The sequence below is a fragment of the Actinomyces sp. HMSC08A09 genome, from assembly GCF_001807465.1.
GTDB classification, from domain to species: Bacteria; Actinomycetota; Actinomycetes; order Actinomycetales; family Actinomycetaceae; genus Actinomyces; species Actinomyces oris.
In genome coordinates this window covers 33,440-51,740 of the sequence record NZ_KV789093.1, presented here as the reverse complement: position 1 = coordinate 51,740, position 18,301 = coordinate 33,440, and the positions used below count along the sequence as shown (strand labels likewise).

The 18,301-nt window shown below is 68.2% G+C and carries 16 protein-coding genes; 2 read left to right on the top strand and 14 right to left on the bottom strand.

Annotated features, from left to right (window positions below; translation table 11 throughout):
• The first annotated feature begins 31 nt into the window (after positions 1–31).
• The gene (locus HMPREF3165_RS03005; RefSeq protein WP_004564818.1) at positions 32–1,747 is read left to right on the top strand and encodes a DUF349 domain-containing protein; all 1,716 of its coding nucleotides are present in this window, start codon (positions 32–34) and stop codon (positions 1,745–1,747) included.
• Positions 1,748–1,870: 123 nt separating this feature from the next.
• Here the strand turns inward: HMPREF3165_RS03005 and HMPREF3165_RS03000 are convergent, their stop codons facing one another.
• The gene (locus HMPREF3165_RS03000; protein WP_004564817.1) at positions 1,871–2,743 is read right to left on the bottom strand and encodes a MerR family transcriptional regulator; all 873 of its coding nucleotides are present in this window, start codon (positions 2,741–2,743) and stop codon (positions 1,871–1,873) included.
• Positions 2,744–2,913: 170 nt separating this feature from the next.
• Here HMPREF3165_RS03000 and HMPREF3165_RS02995 point away from each other — a divergent pair, with 170 nt between their 5' ends.
• Entirely contained in the window at positions 2,914–3,507 is a 594-nt protein-coding gene (locus tag HMPREF3165_RS02995) for a hypothetical protein (protein ID WP_004564816.1), read from the top strand.
• An 812-nt stretch (positions 3,508–4,319) separates the two neighbouring features.
• On the opposite strand, the gene HMPREF3165_RS02990 is transcribed toward HMPREF3165_RS02995, so the two are convergent.
• The 13 genes from HMPREF3165_RS02990 to HMPREF3165_RS02930 form a co-directional block, all read right to left on the bottom strand.
• Positions 4,320–6,644, bottom strand: coding sequence for a RelA/SpoT family protein (locus HMPREF3165_RS02990; protein WP_009747358.1), 2,325 nt, complete (start codon positions 6,642–6,644; stop codon positions 4,320–4,322).
• Between the two features lie 144 nt (positions 6,645–6,788).
• Positions 6,789–7,346, bottom strand: a complete 558-nt coding sequence (locus tag HMPREF3165_RS02985) for an adenine phosphoribosyltransferase (protein ID WP_004564814.1) — start codon at positions 7,344–7,346, stop codon at positions 6,789–6,791.
• On the bottom strand, positions 7,343–8,446 hold the full coding sequence (secF, locus tag HMPREF3165_RS02980; protein WP_004564813.1) for a protein translocase subunit SecF: 1,104 nt from the start codon (positions 8,444–8,446) through the stop codon (positions 7,343–7,345). The genes HMPREF3165_RS02985 and secF overlap by 4 nt, the downstream gene beginning before the upstream one ends.
• Positions 8,443–10,506, bottom strand: coding sequence for a protein translocase subunit SecD (gene secD, locus HMPREF3165_RS02975; RefSeq protein ID WP_020991493.1), 2,064 nt, complete (start codon positions 10,504–10,506; stop codon positions 8,443–8,445). The genes secF and secD overlap by 4 nt, the downstream gene beginning before the upstream one ends.
• A gap of 207 nt (positions 10,507–10,713) precedes the next feature.
• A complete protein-coding gene (gene yajC, locus HMPREF3165_RS02970) occupies positions 10,714–11,076 on the bottom strand; it encodes a preprotein translocase subunit YajC (RefSeq protein ID WP_004564811.1) in 363 nt (120 codons plus the stop codon).
• Positions 11,077–11,251: 175 nt separating this feature from the next.
• Positions 11,252–12,292: a Holliday junction branch migration DNA helicase RuvB gene (gene ruvB / locus HMPREF3165_RS02965; protein WP_004564810.1), complete on the bottom strand. Its 1,041-nt coding sequence runs from the start codon at positions 12,290–12,292 to the stop codon at positions 11,252–11,254.
• Entirely contained in the window at positions 12,285–12,938 is a 654-nt protein-coding gene (gene ruvA / locus HMPREF3165_RS02960) for a Holliday junction branch migration protein RuvA (RefSeq protein ID WP_004564809.1), read from the bottom strand. The genes ruvB and ruvA overlap by 8 nt, the downstream gene beginning before the upstream one ends.
• A gap of 114 nt (positions 12,939–13,052) precedes the next feature.
• Entirely contained in the window at positions 13,053–13,658 is a 606-nt protein-coding gene (locus tag HMPREF3165_RS02955) for a crossover junction endodeoxyribonuclease RuvC (RefSeq protein WP_101558115.1), read from the bottom strand.
• 70 nt (positions 13,659–13,728) lie between these two features.
• Positions 13,729–14,493 (bottom strand): YebC/PmpR family DNA-binding transcriptional regulator, encoded by a 765-nt coding sequence (locus HMPREF3165_RS02950; protein WP_004564807.1) that lies wholly within the window; start codon positions 14,491–14,493, stop codon positions 13,729–13,731.
• Between the two features lie 44 nt (positions 14,494–14,537).
• Positions 14,538–15,275: a pyridoxal 5'-phosphate synthase glutaminase subunit PdxT gene (gene pdxT, locus HMPREF3165_RS02945; RefSeq protein WP_020991492.1), complete on the bottom strand. Its 738-nt coding sequence runs from the start codon at positions 15,273–15,275 to the stop codon at positions 14,538–14,540.
• Positions 15,276–15,284: 9 nt separating this feature from the next.
• A complete protein-coding gene (locus HMPREF3165_RS02940; protein WP_004564805.1) occupies positions 15,285–15,938 on the bottom strand; it encodes an NUDIX hydrolase in 654 nt (217 codons plus the stop codon).
• The gene (pdxS, locus tag HMPREF3165_RS02935; protein WP_004564804.1) at positions 15,935–16,837 is read right to left on the bottom strand and encodes a pyridoxal 5'-phosphate synthase lyase subunit PdxS; all 903 of its coding nucleotides are present in this window, start codon (positions 16,835–16,837) and stop codon (positions 15,935–15,937) included. The genes HMPREF3165_RS02940 and pdxS overlap by 4 nt, the downstream gene beginning before the upstream one ends.
• A gap of 162 nt (positions 16,838–16,999) precedes the next feature.
• The gene (locus HMPREF3165_RS02930) at positions 17,000–18,301 is read right to left on the bottom strand and encodes a PrsW family intramembrane metalloprotease (protein ID WP_020991491.1); all 1,302 of its coding nucleotides are present in this window, start codon (positions 18,299–18,301) and stop codon (positions 17,000–17,002) included.

Sequence of the window (18,301 nt, the reverse complement as noted above, 5' to 3'; positions counted from 1 at the left end):
GAGCGGTCATACCGCTCCCTCCCCGTCAACCATGAAGGAGCATCCCGTGACTGAGCGGATCCAGCCCGACAACCGGTCTGACAACCAGCCTGATAGCCAGTCAGACACTGAACAGACCATCCAGCCGACCGACCTGAACGAGTCGGCAGCGCCCAGCCCGACGGAGCAGGCACCAACGGCCGACACCTCCCCCACCGACCCCGCGGTTGAGGCCGTTGCGTCAACGCAGACCAGCACCCCGCAGGCCGACGTCGAGTCCTCCAACGAGTCCTCCAAGGAGCCCGAGCCCGGCGAGCCCGCGGAGCCCGTCGAGCAGCCCACAGCGGCGTCCTCTGACGAGCCGGCGTCTCCCGCCTCCGAGGAGCCCGCCCAGACCGAGCAGCCGACCGAAAAGGTTCAGGCCGCCGAGGCCACCTCCGAGGACGCCACGCCGACCCCGGCCGAGGTGCCCGCCCCGGCAGCGGCGCCTGCGGCACCTGCCGAGCCGGCCGTCGACCCGCAGGAGGCCATGGACGCCGCCAAGTGGGGACGCGTGGACGGTGAGGGCCGGGTCTACGTGCAGGACGGTGGCGCCGAGCGCGAGGTCGGCCAGTTCCCCGATGCCCCGATCGCCGAGGCCATGGCCTTCTACGTGCGCCGCTACCTGGACCTCAAGGCGACCATCGACCTGTTCGCCACCCGCCTGCCCCAGCTCAGCGTCCGAGAGATCGACTCGACCCTGTCCTCGATCTCCGAGTCCCTCACCGAGCCGGCCGCCGTCGGCGACCTGGAGGGACTGCGGGCCCGTTTCGCCGCACTCAAGACCGTGGCCGCCGAGCGACGCGAGGCCGTCTCCGCCGAGCGCGCGGCCGCCAAGGAGCAGGCTCTCAAGGAGCGCACGGCGATCGTCGAGCGCGCTGAGGCCATCGCCGAGCAGGACCCGGCCCGCACGCAGTGGAAGAACTCCGGCGCCGAGCTGCGTGAGCTGCTCGAGTCCTGGAAGGCCGCGCAGCGGCGCGGGCCGCGCCTGGACCGCCCCACTGAGGACGGGCTGTGGAAGCGCTTCTCCCACGCGCGCACCACCTTCGACCGTCACCGCCGCCAGTTCTTCAGCGAGCTGGACGCCAAGCAGGCGCAGGTGCGAGCCGCCAAGGAAGCGCTCATCAAGCGCGCCGAGGAGATGCAGACCTCCACCGACTGGGCCGGCACCTCCGCGAAGTACCGTGACCTGCTGGCCGAGTGGAAGAAGGCCGGGCGCGCCTCCCGCAAGGAGGACGACGCCCTGTGGGCCCGCTTCCGGGCCGCCCAGCAGGTCTTCTACGACGCCCGCCGCGCCAAGGACGAGGCCGTCGACGCCGAGTTCGCCGAGAACCTCAAGGTCAAGGAAGCACTGGTGGCCAAGGCCGAAGCGCTCCTGCCCATCAAGGACATCAAGGCCGCAAAGAAGGCCCTGCGCCCCATTCAGGACGCCTGGGAGGAGGCCGGGCGGGTCCCCCGCGGCGCCGTGCGTCGCATTGAGGGCCGCATGCGCGCCGTCGAGGACGCGATCCGTGAGGCCGAGAACGCCGAGTGGCGCCGCACCGATCCGGAGACCAAGGCCCGCGCCGAGGGCCTGGCCGGTCAGCTCCAGGACGCGATCGCCGGTCTGGAGAAGGACCTGGCAGCCGCCCAGGCCGCCGGTGACGCCAAGAAGATCGCCGAGGCCGAGGCCGCGCTGACGGCTCGCCGGGCATGGCTCGAGCAGGTACTGCGCTCAGCCAAGGCCTGAGCCGAGCACCTTCCGCTCAGCTCTGAGACTGAAGGAGCACCTGAGGCGGGGCCGATACCACCCACCGGTGTCGGCCCCGCCTCGTGTCTCGTCTCGTCATGGTGTCGCTGGTCGGGCGATCTGCTACTCCCAGGTGGCGGTTTCTGGATCCACTCCCTCGGACCTGGCGCAGGCGTCGATGACGTCCTTGAGCCAGGCCGCCAGGCCCGGCGCGCGCTTGTCGTAGTAGCGGGCATAGCGTTCGTCCGCCACGTAGCCGCGGGCGATGAGCACCTGCTTGGAGGTGGAGACCTCGAACCACCGGTTGAAGTCCTTGCGGTGCCACCGTGCCAGGGCATTGGCCTCGGGGCTGCCCGGTTCGACGCCGTTGCGCATCGCCTCGGCAAGCGCGGTCTCCAGAGCGACGGTCTCCTCGTGCGCCTGCACCCAGTCGGCGCGAGACATCCGAGCCTTGCGTTGGTAGGACTCGGCCCACTCCGGTGTATCACCCCACCGGGCGCGGGCCTCCTCGACATAGACGGGGTCCCAGTCGGTCCCCCAGATCTCCGCCATCTCAGCCACGGAGATCCTCGCTCCCAACTGCTGTATATCGATCACCATGTCGATGGAGCTGAGCTTGTGCTGCAGGTGGGAGATCTGTCCTTGCACCAGCTCGCGCTGACGGCGCAGGTGCGTCAGTGCGTCGGCGCCCGGCTCGTCAAGGACGGCCTTGATGTCGGCCAGACTCATGCCGGTCTGCCGGTAGACGAGGACCTGCTGGATGCGCATGATGTCCGCCTCACTGTAGAGCCGGTAGCCGGCGGCACTGCGCTGGGAGGGATGCACCAGGCCGGACTCGTCCCAGTGATGCAGCGCCCTGACGCTGACGCCCAGGAGCGTTGAGACCTCTCCGACCGTCATGGCGATGTCGGCATCGTCCGACACGGTATCGACCGTGGCCTCGGCTGTCGTGCCAGGCCTTTCAGCTCCAGCATGACGCTCTTGAGAGTCCTTCACCGTAGTCTCCTTCCTCAGTACTGGCTCCACCTGGCGCGTGTCCGGGTGCGTGTCATCCACCGTGGAGCCTCCCGCCGCGTGAGGGTCAATTCCGCGCGGTCACCACGAGGTTATCCACAGGCGGCCGGTTCACTGTGGCGCCCGCGGCCGGTTGACGTCCACGATGGCATATGGCTCGTTTTGTCCCGGTACCCGGCCACGCCGCCGTGGCCCATCTGTCCGCCCGCCCGCTGACCCCGGTTCTGGGCACGCTTCCGCCTCAGGACATGGAGGTGCTCAGGTGCGCCAGCCTTGATGCCCGGCTGTTGGTCAACATTCTGGGCAACTTGCAACCGGCCGACACGCTGCGCTCGGCCGAGGGACGTATGCGGGCCATTGCCGCTGCGCTGCCCTGCCGAGGTGTGCTTCTGGCGAGCACTGCCCTGTGGGTGCACGTCGGTGGGCCCCCACCCGACTCCTTGGAGGTGAGCCTGCCCGGAGGTCGTCGGAGTCGACTGCCCTACCTGGTGACTAAACGAGGTCGGCTGCCTCACTGCGACACGACCGTGATCGGGGGTATCACCTGCGCCACGATCGCCCGAGCCGCCGTCGACATCGCTCGTCTGGGGACACCGGTGCAGGCTGTGCAAGCCATCCTGACCGCCCGCAACCACGGAGTGAGCCGAGTCCGTCTCCTGCTCACGCTCAATCACTGTCGCGGGGCTGCCAGCAGAGGCTGCCCGCGGGCGCAGCACATCATCGAGTCCGTCGCATTCCGCCAGTAAACAGCGACACATTCTCGAAGACATTGATTCGAGTCACCACCGCAAGCACCATTCTGAGCCTTCATGACACCCTCAGTGACGCTGTTCATGGCTCCCAGCAGAAGAAACTCATGTTGTTATTCCATTCCCTCTCGGCCGTGCTATGATACTCGCCATCCTCATGAGGTTGAGATTGAACCACTTTGAACGAGCGACAGGCTCCACATGTCAGAAAATGGCGTTGCACGATCAAGACCACCACAGCATCAGTTGCTCGGCGGCGGAGGGGTATTACTCATCGGCCTGGCCTGCCTCTGGCTCGGCTGCAGGCGATGGGTCACCCCTTCATTTTCTGACGATGACGCCGGCGTCAGCACCATATGGCTCACGTGCGCCTTCATCCTTATCACTGTAGGAGCTGGAGTAACCCTCCAAACATTCGTGAACTACGTCGAGGTCGGGCCAGGATTCATCAAGAAACGCTCCTTCCTTGCCGGAACAACTCGAATCGATTTTGGAGACATAACAGCATACTCATATAATTACTCAATTACTCGGCGGCAGACCCGAAACCTTGTCATACACTCTTCCGATCGACGCAAGATCAAATTCTCACCCAAAGATTACCATGGGGAGCATGTGACATCAGTCATCGCCTTTCGTCTTCGCAATAATCGTTGGCCATCCTTGCTGGATGAATTCGACCAGCTTGCCGTGATGGAGGCAGCTGCACATGGCTCTGGAGACTCCTACTTACGAAGAGTCCATAGTGCCAGACTGAACGTCACGTAACGATCAGTAGTCACGTGGCACCTACTAGCCCGCATTCCTCTTCATCGACGACGTGTCGTGGACAGGCTTCTGCGCGCCTCGAAGACGCCGTCGATGCGCCGCAGGGCCGCCAGCGTGTGGTCCAGGTGCCCGACCTCGGCCAGCTCGACGACGAACCGCCCGGTGACGACCCGGTCACGGCTCGTGGCGATGGAGGCGCTCACCAGGTTGACGTGGCTGTCTGCCAGCGCTCGGGTGATGTCGGCGAGCAGGCCCCCACGGTCCAGGGCCTCGACCTCCACCTGGACCAGGTAGGCCGACTGGGCGTGATCCGCCCAGGAGACGGTGATGAGGCGCTCGGGCTCGCGCTGGAGCTGTTCGACGTTCTGGCAGTCGGCCCGGTGCACTGAGACACCCGAACCGCGGGTGATGAAGCCGACGATGGGGTCACCCGGCATAGGGGTGCAGCAACGCGCCAGCTTGACGTAGACGTCGCCCTCATCCATGCCGGCGACGACGACTCCGGCGTCGGCCGTACGCGGCCGACGGTGCGTCGTGGCCCGGGTGGGCAGGATCCCCTCCGCGAGGGTCTCCTCGGCGCCGTCCTCCCCGCCCATGGTGGCCACCAGAGTGTCGACGACGTGCTGGGCCGACACGTGTCCCTCCCCCACCGCGGCGTACAGGCCGTCAATGTCGACCTTGTCGAGGGTCTTGGCCACGTTCATGAGGGTCTCGTGGCTCATGAGGCGCTGCAGGGGAAGGTTCTGCTTGCGCAGGGTGCGGGCGATGGCGCCCTTGCCCTCCTCGATGGCCTCCTCACGACGCTCCTTGGAGAACCACGAACGTATCTTGTTGCGGGCCCGGGTGGAGGCGACGAAGGAGAGCCAGTCGCGCGAGGGCCCGGCGTTGATGGCCTTGGAGGTGAAGACCTCCACCGTGTCCCCGTTCTCCAGACGCGTGTCCAGGGGCACCAGTCGGCTGTTGACGCGTGCGCCCACGGTGCGGTGGCCGACCTCGGTGTGGACGGCGTAGGCGAAGTCCACCGGGGTGGCTCCCGCCGGCAGTGCGAGGACATCACCCCGGGGGGTGAAGACGTAGACCTGGTCCCCGGCCATCTCGTAGCGCAGGGCGTCGAGGAACTCGGTGGGGTCCTGGGTCTCCTTCTGCCAGTCGACGAGCTGACGCAGCCAGCCCATGTCGCCCTGGTCGGAGTCTCCGGGCCTGCCTCCCAGGGCGCTGGGGCCCGAGGCGTTGGGGTCCTCCTTGTAGCGCCAGTGCGCGGCCACGCCGTACTCGGCCATGCGGTGCATCTCGTGGGTGCGGATCTGAATCTCCACCGGCTTGCCACCCGGCCCGACGACAGTCGTGTGCAGCGACTGGTAGAGGTTGAACTTGGGGACGGCGATGTAGTCCTTGAAGCGCCCGCTCATGGGGGTCCAGCGCGAGTGCAGGGAGCCGAGCACCGCGTAGCAGTCCTGGACGGTGTCGACGATGACTCGCAGCGCCACCAGGTCGTAGATATCGTCGAAGTCCTTCCCCCGCACGATCATCTTCTGGTAGATCGAGTAGTAGTGCTTGGGCCGTCCGGTCACGGCGCCCTTGATCTTGTTGACCCTCAGGTCCTCCTCGATCTGGAGTCGGACCTGGCGCAGGTACTCCTCACGAGCCGGGGCCCGCTCGGCCACCATGTGCTCGATCTCCTCGTACACGCCCGGGTAGAGGGCCTTGAAGGACCGGTCCTCCAGCTCCCACTTGATCGTGTTCATCCCCAGACGGTGGGCCAGGGGCGCGTAGATCTCCAGGGTCTCCTTGGCCTTGCGGGCGGCGTTCTCCGCGGAGACGTACTTCCAGGTGCGGGCGTTGTGAAGGCGGTCGCCGAGCTTGATGACCAGCACCCGGATGTCCTTGGACATCGCGATAATCATCTTGCGCACCGTCTCGGCCTGGGCGGCCTCACCGTACTGGAGCTTGTCGAGCTTGGTGACGCCGTCGACGAGCAGGCTGATCTCGTCGCCGAAGTCGGCGCGCAGACGCTCGAGGGTGTAGTCGGTGTCCTCCACGGTGTCGTGCAGGACGGCAGCCGCCAGCGTCTGGGCCGTCATTCCCAGCTCGGCCAGGATGGTTGCCACTGCCACCGGGTGGGTGATGTAGGGCTCCCCCGACTTGCGTCGCTGACCGGAGTGAGCCTTCTCCGCCACTTCGTAGGCGCGCACGATGAGGCTCGTGTCGGCCTTGGGATGGTTGGCGCGCACCGCGCGCAGCAGCGGCTCGATGGCCGCCGGTGTGGAGTGTCCCCGAGAGCCGAACCACGCCAGTCGGCTGCGCACGCGCGAGCCGGGGACAACACTGTCACCTGACGTATCCGGGGTGTTCTTCGTCTCCGTCATTGACGCATCATATAGCGGCCGGCACACCGAGGCGTGCCGGCACTGCCGGTGACCGTGCGGTGTCGCGTCCTTCAGGATCACGACACCGCACGAGAAACAGCCCCAGCTACCCGTCGAGCAGCAGGCCTGCGACGAGCTGCCGCCTCAGAAGATGACGATCGAGTCGACCTCACGCCCCTGGAGCTGGCGGCGACCACCCAGATCGGACAGCTCCAGCAGCATGCAGATGGCCTCCACCGTGGCGCCGGCCTGCTCAATGAGGGAGATGGAGGCGGCGGCCGTCCCACCGGTGGCCAGCACGTCGTCGATGACCAGGACACGCGCACCCTTGGTGACGGTCTCGGGCCTCAGCTCCATCCGGGCCGTGCCGTACTCGAGTGCGTAGTCCACACCGATGACCGGACCGGGCAACTTGCCGCCCTTGCGCACCGTAATCATGCCGACCCCGAGCCGAACCGCCAAGGGCGCCGCCAGGATGAAGCCGCGTGACTCGAGCCCCGCGATCGCATCGATCCGACCCCGGTAGTGATCGGCCAGCCCCTCGACGAGAGCGGCGAAGGCCTGACCATCGGCCAGGAGCGGAGTGATGTCCCGGAAGAGGACCCCCGGCTCGGGGAAGTCGGGAATCTCGCGCAAATGGCTCATGACCAGCCTGGTCAGAGACTCGGGCACCGACTCGGAATGGGCCACGGGAGCGGTCATCTGCGCTTCTTCTTCCTCTTTGGCTGAGCCGCCACGCCGAGGTGGTGGCCGGGAGTGACTGGTGAGGCGGCCGGAGCCGCGTCAATCTTAGCCAGTTCCTCGGCGTCGTCACCGGCCTCGTCCCGACGGTGCTGGCGCGCCGCGGCGACCTTGGCGGCCTGCTCCTTGATGCGCGTCTCACGTGAGCGCAGGTCCACCAGGAGGGGGGTGGCCAGGAAGATCGAGGACAAGGTTCCGGCGATCATGCCGATGAACAGCGTCAGAGCGATGTCGCGCAGCGTTCCCGCCCCCAGGATGAAGGCGCCGACGAACAGCAGCGAGGCCACCGGGAGCACGCCGACCACGGAGGTGTTGATCGAGCGGATGAAGGTCTGGTTGACCGCCAGGTTCGCCAGCTCGGCGTAGGTGGATCGGCTCTGGGACTCGAAGTCCTCGGTGTTCTCCCGGATCTTGTCGAAGACCACCACCGTGTCGTAGAGGGAGTAGCCCAGAATCGTCAGCACACCGATGATCGTGGCCGGGGTGACCTCGAATCCGGACAGGGCGTAGATGCCCACGGTGACGATGATGTCGTGGCACAGGGCGAGCAGGGCCGCCGCCGCCATCTTCCAGGTGCGGAAGTACGCCCAGATGAGCAGTCCGACGAAGATGAAGAACAGGACCAGTCCTCGAACCGCCTTCTTCGTGACGTCGGAGGACCAGGTCGGTCCCACGGTCGTCGCTGAGACGTTGGAGGCGTCGGTCTTGTAGGCGGTGGCGAGCTGACCGGCCAGCGAGTCGAGACGCTGCTTGCTCAGCTCAGAGGTCTGCACCCTCACCGACGACGACCCCATGGTCGTCACCGAGGAGCCGGCCGCCAGGTCGCTCTTGGAGAGGACCTCGTTGGCAGGACGCTCTGAGGGGGAGGACAGCCCCGTGATCGTGATCTCCGAACCGCCCTTGAAGTCGATGCCCGGAGTCAGTCCCACAGTGCCCAGGAGCGTGGCCGAGCCCAGGATGATGACGACGGCGATGAGATACCAGATCTTCCGTTTGCCGACGAAAGGGATGGATGTCTTGGCCGAGTAGAGCTCGTTACCGAGCGAGGCGAGAGACTTCACTTCGTCTCACCGTCCTTTCCCTTGTCGGCCGCGCCATCGACCGCATCACCTTCCTGCTGCTCAGCATCGTCGTCGGCGGCCGCGCCGTCGGACTCCTCAGCCGCGTCCTCCGTGCTCTCAGCGTTCCTGCGGGCCTCGGCCTTGCGACGCGCCAGCGACCCGGTCACGCGGTCGGCGACGGCCTCGCGTCCCTTGCCGTAGGTCGAGGACGTCGCCCCGAGGTGCTCGGGGTCGAGGCCGGAGAGGCGGTGCCCCTCGCCGAAGAAGCGGAATCGGACGATCCACTCCATCATCGGGTGGGTGAACAGGATGATGATGGCCAGGTCCACGCACGTGGTCACCCCCAGGGTGAAGGCGAAACCCTGCACCCCGCCGACGGCCAGGAAGTACAGGACGATCGCGGCCACGAGGTTGACGGCGTCGGAGACGAGGATCGTGCGCCTGGCGTGCTTCCATCCCTCATCGATCGCGGTCCTCAGGGTCCGCCCCTGACGCACCTCGTCACGGACGCGCTCGAAGTAGATGATGAAGGAGTCGACTGTGATGCCGATGGAGATGATGAGCCCGGCCACCCCCGCTAGGGACAGGCGATAGCCCATGGTCGCGCTCAGTGCCGCGATGACCAGGTAGGTGCCGGCTGCTGCCACCACCAGGGAGGCCACGGCCACCACCGCCAGGCCGCGGTACTGCCAGGCCAGGTAGAGGATGATGAGGGCGAAGCCGATGAGCCCGGCGATCAGGCCGTTGCGCAGCTGTTCGGTTCCCAAGGTGGCGGAGATCTGCTGCTCGGACTGCACCGTGAAGCTCAGCGGCAGCGAGCCGAAGGAGAGCTGGTTGGCCAGCGTGTTGGCCTGGTTCTGGCTGAAGCCACCGGTGATCTGGACCCGTCCGTCGGTGATCGGCGAGTGGACGGTCTCGTTGAAGCCGGAGGCCATGATGGTCAGCCCGTCCAGGACGATGGCGAACTGGGCCTTGGCCTGGCTGTCCTGGTTCTGAGCGCCTTGAGCCCCCTGCGCGCCGGCGGCGCTGGCCTGGTCGCGGTAGGCCAGCAGCCGCTTGGACAGCTCGGCGAACTTCTTGGTGCCGTCGGCGTTGAAGGCCAGCGAGACGACCCACTGGTGGGTGGCCTGTCCTCGCGAGTCGGTCTCCAGACCCGAGTTGGCGCTCTTGAGCTCGGTGCCGGTGATCTCGGCCGGACCGAGGATGTAGGCGCCTTGGTGCTGGGAACCGGCCTCCTTGGAGCAGGAGATGACGGCGACCTTGGGGTCCTGCGTCTGACCGGTGAGGTTCTTCGGGTCGGAGCAGTCGGTCATGTAGCCGTCGTAGAGGAGCTTCTCGGTGATCCAGGAGTCCGACGAGTTCGTCTTGTCCTGAGCGGGGAGCGGGTCGGAGGAGATGACCCCGTCCTGGTTGACGTCCGCCAGCTGCTTGGCGATCTCCTCGGGAGTCCTGGGCTGTGCCGTCGACTGGGCCGTGGGCTGCGCGGTGGGGGCCGGGGTCGCGGCCGCCTGCTCGCCCTGGCCCGAGTCCTCCTGGGCGCCCTCGGAGTCCGCTGCCGGCTGAGTCGCCTCACTGCCGGCGCTCGGGCTGGGCTGAGCCGCCTGCGCCGGGGTCGGCCCACCAGAGGGGTTCTGGCTGGCGATGTTCTTGGCGGCCTGCTGGGCGCTGCCCGGCAGGATGCGCAGGACCGGGCGGAAGTACATGACGGCCGAGGTGCGCACCAGCTCCAGAGTGGCCTGGCTGGGCTTACCCGGCAGCGAGACCACGATGTTCTGACCGCCCTGGCGGGAGATCTGCGCCTCGGAGACACCGGAGGCGTCCACGCGCTGGCGGATCACCTCGATGGCCTGCTCGACGTCGTTGTCACTGATCGCCGAGCCGTCGGAGGTGGTGGGCGTCAGGATGAGCTGGGTCCCGCCCTCCAGATCGAGGGCGAGGCCGGGGGTGAGCGAGGCCTTGTGCCTCATGCTTCCCGCCACGAGCGCACCGAAACCGATGACGAGGACGAGGATGAACATCAGGAGGCGGCGCCCTGGGCGCTTTCGCTGCTTACTGGACACGTGGTCCCTTCCTGGAGTGGAGTGTGCTCGAGCACATGGCCCGAAGGCTGAGGTGAGTGTGGGGTAGGGATGCTTGGCGGGCACCACCATGAGACGCACCGTTTCCGGTGGACTCGGCGAGTCTGGTCGCCAGGCGCGGGTGGGGTGTGCAGGGCTCCGCGGGGAGCCGCCGCGCTCACATCGTGGCAGAGCGTTCGGTTCGCGACATCAGGACTGCGGCTCGGCCGCGTCCTGCTCGGAGTCCTGGATGTCGTTGTCAGTCTGCTCGACGTCGGAGCCGGACTCCTCATGGGCGGAGGCGGAGCCGAAGGGCGGCTCCTCGATGGCGGCGATCGCCCGCTTGCTCCACAGGGTCTCGTCGCCCAGCGGCGTGGCCAGGGTGACCACGTCACCGTCGACCTCGACAACCGTGCCGTAGAAGCCGCCGATGGTGCGAACCCAGTTGCCGGGTACCAGGCCCTTCTCGGTACGGCGCTTCTGCTCCTCCTGCATCGCGCGCTGCCGGCGGCTGACGAACCACATCATCAGGAGCATCCCGATGAGCATGATCCAGATGAAATACGACGACATGGAGGCCTCTTCCGTTTCGACTAGGCAGTCCCGGCTGATGCAGACCTACGACTGTCACAGGCCGGCGGTGGCGAGTCTATGGCACGCGGGCCAGAGCCTTACCGACCGTTGGCGAGTGGTCGGGCACAACTGGGTACCAACCGGTTACAAAATGGTCACATTACCCGGTTGTCGCTCAGGAGAACAATGATCCGTCGGCAGGGGGCTCGAGTCCCAGATGGGTGTAGGCCGCCGGCGTGGCCGCCCGCCCCCGCGGGGTGCGCACCACGAGCCCCTCTCGCACCAGGTAGGGCTCGGCCACGGTCTCCACCGTCTCGGGCTCCTCCCCCACGCTGACTGCCAGCGTCGTCAGCCCCACCGGGCCGCCGCCGAACCGGGTGCACAGTGCCTCAAGCACCTGGCGGTCCAGACGATCCAGGCCCAGGGCGTCGACCTCGAAGACATCCAGGGCGCCACGCGCCGCCTCCAGGTCCAGCCGACCGGGACGCCCGTGCACCTCCGCCCAGTCCTGGACCCGGCGCAGCAGCCGGTTGGCGATTCGGGGCGTGCCGCGTGAGCGTGAGGCCAGCTCCTTGGCGGCGTCCGCCTCCAGGCTCACCCCCAGCAGCCCCGCGCTGCGCGTGAGGATACGGGTGAGCTCGCCCGGCCCGTAGTAGTCGAGGTGCCCGGTGAAGCCGAAGCGGTCCCGCAGCGGCGCGGGCAGCAGCCCCGCTCTCGTGGTGGCTCCGACGACGGTGAAGGGGGGCAGGGACAGGGGGATGGAGGTGGCGCCGGGTCCCTTTCCCACGACGATGTCGACCCGGAAGTCCTCCATCGCCAGGTAGAGCATCTCCTCGGCGGTGCGTGCCAGGCGGTGGATCTCATCAATGAACAGCACATCCCCCTCCTCCAGGGAGGACAGGATGGCCGCGAGGTCTCCGGCGTGCTGGATGGCCGGCCCCGAGGTCAGGCGCAGAGAACCGTCCACCTCGGCGGCGATAATCATGGCCAAGGTGGTCTTGCCCAGCCCAGGCGGCCCCGAGAGCAGAACGTGGTCAGCGGTCACTCCACGGGCCAGGGCCGAGCGCAGCACCACCGAGAGCTGGCCTCGCACCACCTCCTGCCCGGTGAAGTCCTCCAGGCGCTTAGGCCGCAGGGCCGCCTCGGCGGCGCGCTCGGTGGCGTCGGCACCGCCACCGACCAGGCGCTGCCCATCGAGCTCATCGGGCTCAGCCACGGTGCCCGCCCCCCAGCCACCTCAAGGAGGCCCGCAGCACCGCCGCCATGTCCGGCTCCTGGCCTCCATCGGCGGCATCAGCCGTCACGGAGGAGACCGCCTGCTGCGCGCTGGCCTCGTTCCAGCCGAGCTGCACCAGGGCGGCGACCACGTCCGCGTGGGGCTCGGGACCGCCGTCGCTCATCGCCTCCACCCCCTGCGCGCTCTGCGCAACAGTCTGCGCGGCCCCCAGATCGTCCCCGGTGACAGGGCCCAGCTTGTCGGCCACGTCCAGGATGACGCGCTGAGCGCCCTTAGGTCCCAGGCCGGGTACCCGTGTGAGGGCGGCGACGTCCTGGGAGGCGATGGCCCGCCTGAGTGCGTTGGGCGTGTGGACGGCCAGCATCGCCAGCGCCAGCTTGGCTCCGACACCCTTGGCGCTCATCAGGGTGCGAAAGCTGTCCCTCTCGTCGGTGTCGGCGAAGCCGAACAGGGTCAGCGAGTCCTCACGGACCACCATCTCGGTGTGCACGAGGGTCTCCTCGCCGACCCTGAGGCCGGACAGCGTGGTGGGCGTGGCCTGGATACTCATACCGACGCCGCCGGTCTCAATGACGGCGCTGGTCAGGCCGACACTGAGGACAGTGCCGCGCAGGGAGGCGATCATGGGCGACTTCTCCTGGGGTTCTCAGCGGATCGAGCGCTCTCAGGCCGCCTTGACGGACACCGACGGGGCTCGAACAGACGTTCGGATCCTAGCAGCCCCACGTCGGCGGGGTCCTCAGCGCCGCACCCGTCGCGGGTCGACGGCGCCGGTGCGCCGGGCCGCGGCCTGGGCGGCGGCCCACTGGCGCTGTGCCGGCGTACGGGCTGAGACACGCACCGCTCCCCCGGCGGAGACCATCTCGGTGGCGTCGTCCGTGCCCGTTCCGCCCCCTCGCCAGCCGTGGCAGATCGCCTGCGCCAGGGCGTCGGCGGCGTCGGCCGGCCGGGGTGGGGCGTCGAGGCCGAGGATGCGGGTGACCATGGCCTGGACCTGAGCCTTGTCAGCCGTGCCCGAGCCCGTGACGGCGGCCTTGGCCTCACTGGGCGTGTGCTGAGCCACCTCCAGGCCCGCGCGCGCCGCCGTGGCCATCGCGGTCCCCATGACCTGGGCGACCCCGATGACCGAACGCAGGTTGTCCTGCGCGAAGACCCGCTCGATGGAGACCACCGACGGGCCCAGGCGGGCGATCCAGTCCTCAATGGCCTCCGTGATGGTCAGCAGCCTCAGCTCGGGGCTCTGGGAAGGCGGCGTACGAACCACGCCGACCTCCACGAGCCGCACCTGACGGCGAGGGTCGACATCGACGCATCCCAGACCGCAGCGGGTCAGTCCGGGATCGATACCCAGGACCCGCTGCTGGGCGACGACGGCGCGAGCCGAGCGCGGCCGGGGGCCGGCGAGGTCCAGGGGCTCAGTCCTCGTCGCCGGCGAACTCGGCGGCCACCTCCGGGCTGAGGTCCACCGAGGTGTAGACGTTCTGGACGTCGTCGGAGTCCTCCAGGGCGTCGATGAGGCGGAAGACCTTGCGGGCTCCTTCGACGTCGACCTCCACCTTCGTACCGGCGACGAACTGGACCTCGGCGGAGTCGTAGTCCATCCCCGCCTCCGTCAGGGCGGTACGCACGGCGACGATGTCACCGGGCTCGGAGTAGATCTCGAAGGACTCGCCCATGTCCTCGACCTCCTCGGCGCCGGCCTCCAGGACGGCCATGAGGATGGAGTCCTCGTCCACGCCGTCGGCCTTGGCGACCTCGACGACGCCCTTGCGGGTGAAGTTGTAGGCCACCGAACCGGGGTCGGCCAGGTTTCCGCCGTTGCGGGAGAAGGCCACGCGCACGTCGGAGGCGGCCCGGTTGCGGTTGTCGGTGAGGCACTCGACGAGGAAGGCGACCCCGCCGGGGCCGTAGCCCTCGTACATGATGGTCTGCCAGTCGGCGCCACCGGCCTCCTCGCCGCTGCCGCGCTTGACGGCGCGGGTGATGTTGTCCGCCGGCACCGAGTTCTTCTTGGCCTTCTGGATGGCGTCGAACAGAGTGGGGTTACCGGTGGGGTCACCACCGCCGGTGCGGGCGGCGACCTCAATGTTCTTGATAAGACGTGCGAAGAGCTTGCCGCGCTTGGCGTCGATGGCGGCCTTCTTGTGCTTGGTGGTGGCCCACTTGGAGTGACCCGACATAAGTGCTCCTTGGGAGTCGATACTGAGGGCGCTGCCGGTCCTGCTCAGGCCCGGCGCGTCACCATGGAGACGAAGACGTCGTGGACCCGGTGGTCGCCTCCGACCTCCGGGTGGAAGGACGTGGCGAGCAGGGATCCTTGACGAACCGCGACGATCCTACCGCCGTCGGCCCCACCGACCCCAGCCGCACGTCCGGCGCGGGTCGTGGCGAGGATCTCGACGCCCGGGCCCACCTCCTCCACCCAGGGGGCCCGGATGAAGACGGCGCGCAGCGGTCGGTCCGGCCCCGCGCCGAGCTCCGGGGCGATGAGGTCCTCCTCGTAGGAGTCCACCTGTCGGCCGAAGGCGTTGCGGCGCACGGTCATGTCGATGCCACCCAGGAAGGCCTGACCCTCCTGAGCCCCCTCGACGCGGTCGGCCAGCATAATCATCCCGGCGCAGGACCCGTAGGCGGGCAGGCCCGCGCCAATGAGCTCGCGCAGGGGCGCAAGCATCTCGAAGGCGACCAGCAGCGTACTCATGGTGGTCGATTCCCCTCCGGGGATCACCAGGCCGTCAAGCCGGTGGCCGGGGGCCTCACCCAGATCGGCGGCGCGGCGCACCACGACGGGTCGCGCTCCGGCCGCCTCGAGGGCCAAGGAGTGCTCGCGCACGTCGCCCTGAAGGGCCAGGATCCCGACCGTGGGCCGGGAGTCGGGCGCTGCGAGCGCGGGAAAGAGCGCCCGGGGGTGGCGGGCGTCCATCGTGTGGGCCGGGCGGTGGGCGTGGCTCGGGTCGGTCATCGGGCTCCTTCAGGCGCTGGGGTCGCAGTAACGGGGAGGGGTGCTCGCGAGCTCGGTCAGGACCTCGTGGTCCACCGGATCGGTCAGGTCGAGGCACCGGCCGTTCCAGCCCGAGGCGAGCTCCTCCACGATCTCGGGCAGGCGCACCGGGTAGATCTCCTGCCCCCGCTGCTGGGCGGCCTGCAGCTGCTCGGCACTCCACCACGAGATGGAGTCGACGACGTCGCGCTCCAGGCACGTCCAGCCGTCCCTCCTGATCGGGCGCCGGGTCGGCAGGTGCAGGAGGAAGAAGATCTCGTCCTGGCGGCACGTGACTGAGGCGAAGCGGAAGATCGCCTCCCGGTGGGCGATGGGCCCCTCCAGGTCCTCCGGGGAGACCTCGATCCCGGACTCCTCGACCAGCTCACGCACGGCCCCGGCACGGGGGTCCTCACCGCTGTGGAGTCCTCCTCCCGGGGTGAAGACCCAGCTGTGATCCGGGTCCGCGGCGTCGTGCCCCACCAACAGCAGTACCTCGCCGTCCTGGGTCACGGCCAGGACCCGGGCGGCCGTCCTGAAGGGCAGACCGTCCTCCCCCAGGCTCCACTCGCCGGCGTCGAGGTGTTGGTCCCAGTCCTCCGGGACCAGCACCGGGTGACGCCCGTCGACCAGGCGGCCGGTCACCAACCGCGTTCCGCCAGGCGGTGGGGCTCGGGAATCTCGTCGACGTTGATCCCCACCATCGCCTCGCCCAGTCCGCGCGAGACCTCGGCGATGACGTCGGGGTCGTCGAACTGCGCGGTGGCGCGCACGATGGCGGCGGCCCGCTTGGCGGGGTCGCCGGACTTGAAGATGCCCGAGCCCACGAAGACGCCCTCGGCCCCCATCTGCATCATCATGGCGGCGTCGGCCGGGGTGGCGATGCCACCGGCGGTGAACAGCACGACCGGCAGGTGCCCGGTGCGGGCGACCTCGGCGACGAGCTCGTAGGGGGCGGCGAGCTCCTTGGCGGCCACGTAGAGCTCGTCCTCGGGCAGCGAGGTCAGGCGACGGATCTCATCGCGGATCGTGCGCATGTGGGTCACCGCGTTGGAGACGTCCCCGGTTCCGGCCTCCCCCTTGGAACGGATCATGGCCGCGCCCTCGGTGATGCGGCGCAGCGCCTCACCCAGGTTGGTGGCTCCGCACACGAAAGGAACGGTGAAGGACTGCTTGTCGATGTGGTGGGCGTAGTCGGCAGGGGTGAGGACCTCGGACTCGTCGATGTAGTCCACGCCGAGGCTCTGGAGGACCTGGGCCTCCACGAAGTGACCGATACGGGCCTTGGCCATGACCGGGATGGAGACCGCCTCGATGATGCCGGTGATGAGGTCGGGGTCGCTCATGCGGGCGACGCCGCCCTGGGCTCGGATGTCGGCGGGGACGCGCTCGAGCGCCATGACGGCGACGGCTCCAGCGTCCTGGGCGATACGGGCCTGCTCGGGCGTGACGACGTCCATGATGACGCCTCCCTTGAGCATGTCCGCCATGCCGCGTTTGACGGTGAGGGTGCCGGTGCTGGGAGTGGTCTGCTCTGTACTCAATCGTGGTCCTCCGGCCGTGAGCCGCGGCCGCCGCACGGGGCGGCAGCAACGTCTCCGAGAAAATGCTGACGCCCAGCATGCTACCGCGCGCCTGCGCAGCCGTCCCCGGTGCTCACGCTGCGAGACCCGAGCCGTGGAAAGTCATCCGGCTACTACCGCCCTCTACCCGGCCCCCAGGAAGGACCGGCGCGCCTGGCTGATCCGGTCGAGCAGCTCGGTCTCCTTGACGGACAGCTCGCCCAGATCGTGGCTGTCCACCGCCTGCTGGCGCAGCTGGGCGAGCTCCGCTGCACCTTTCTGGAAGGTGTTCATGGCTGCAGAGGCATGCAGTCCCCTGGTGGCGGCCCACCGTCTGCCCGACCGGCGCCCCGCGCCGGTGGTGAGCATCTGTACCTCGGCCGGGGAGAACCAGCCGGCGCGGGCGTAGTCCTCCAGCCCGCGGCGCATCGACCGGCGCTCACTCCAACGCAGCCACGAGACCAGTCCGGTGCACAGACCGTAGAAGGGGAACTGAAGCAGCAGATACACCCCGAAGTTCGCGGCAACGAACCCGTTCCAGGTCGCGTGAAGGAGGATCGCACCGACCAGACCAACAGGAGCCATCCACGCCCAGGCGTACTGAGAGCGCCGGCGGGAGGAGACGCCGATGGCCACTCCGGTGCAGGAGGTGAAGGTCAGGTGAGCAAACGGGGACAGGACCCCTCGCATGACGAAAATCGTCCCCACGTACTCCCACCCCTGAACGAAGTAGAGGATGTTCTCAACGAAGGCGAAGCCTGCGGCGGTGAACGCCGCATACACGACCCCATCGATCGTCCCATTGATCGTGCGGCGCCAGATGAGGAAGACGAACAGGACACCCAGTCCCTTGGTCAGCTCCTCCACCAGAGGTGCTGAAATCACGCCGGCCGTATCCGGGTCGCCCATGGCCTCGGTGATGACCCGAGCCACCCAGCCGTTGACCACCAAGGAGCACAGGGTGGACACGCTCGTCCCCCACAGGAACGCCACCAGGAGCGTGACCACCGTGAACACACCGGGAGGCCTGGGCTCCCAGCGGACGTACCAGAACACTCCCGCGAGCAGCATCGTGACCACCAGCACCCCGCCCAAGGGGATGAGCGCCAGCAGAAACGACGGAAGCACGACCGGACCGAAATCGTCCCGAAGCCCTGAGAAGAAGTACACGGTGAGCATTGAGAACAGAACGATCGCGGTCAGCATGACGATCGCCCCGACCCTCGCCGGAATACCCGGCGGGATGAGGGAGGCCACCTGCTCGTGCTGCTGCCGGCCATCCTCAGGATCCGTGGCCCGCGACGGAGGCGTGCCCTGAGAGTCACGATGAACCTGATACCGCTGCCCGACTCCGGGAAGGGGGCCGGAGTCGGCTGGGGTCTGCGGCAGGGCGCTGGAGCGCCGGTATCCGGGCCGGGGGGCCCAGGGACTGGGGGGCATGCTCAT

Excerpts from the sequence above, each read along its gene's own strand:
- ruvA (WP_004564809.1), bottom strand. The coding sequence starts at position 12,938 with ATGATCGCCTCCCTGCGCGGCACTGTCCTCAGTGTCGGCCTGACCAGC.
- HMPREF3165_RS03005 (WP_004564818.1), top strand. The coding sequence starts at position 32 with ATGAAGGAGCATCCCGTGACTGAGCGGATCCAGCCCGACAACCGGTCT.
- pdxT (WP_020991492.1), bottom strand. The coding sequence starts at position 15,275 with ATGACCGACCCGAGCCACGCCCACCGCCCGGCCCACACGATGGACGCC.
- HMPREF3165_RS02985 (WP_004564814.1), bottom strand. The coding sequence starts at position 7,346 with ATGACCGCTCCCGTGGCCCATTCCGAGTCGGTGCCCGAGTCTCTGACC.
- yajC (WP_004564811.1), bottom strand. The coding sequence starts at position 11,076 with ATGTCGTCGTATTTCATCTGGATCATGCTCATCGGGATGCTCCTGATG.
- HMPREF3165_RS02950 (WP_004564807.1), bottom strand. The coding sequence starts at position 14,493 with ATGTCGGGTCACTCCAAGTGGGCCACCACCAAGCACAAGAAGGCCGCC.
- HMPREF3165_RS02995 (WP_004564816.1), top strand. The coding sequence starts at position 2,914 with ATGGCTCGTTTTGTCCCGGTACCCGGCCACGCCGCCGTGGCCCATCTG.
- HMPREF3165_RS02990 (WP_009747358.1), bottom strand. The coding sequence starts at position 6,644 with ATGACGGAGACGAAGAACACCCCGGATACGTCAGGTGACAGTGTTGTC.
- HMPREF3165_RS02930 (WP_020991491.1), bottom strand. The coding sequence starts at position 18,301 with ATGAGCATGCCCCCCAGTCCCTGGGCCCCCCGGCCCGGATACCGGCGC.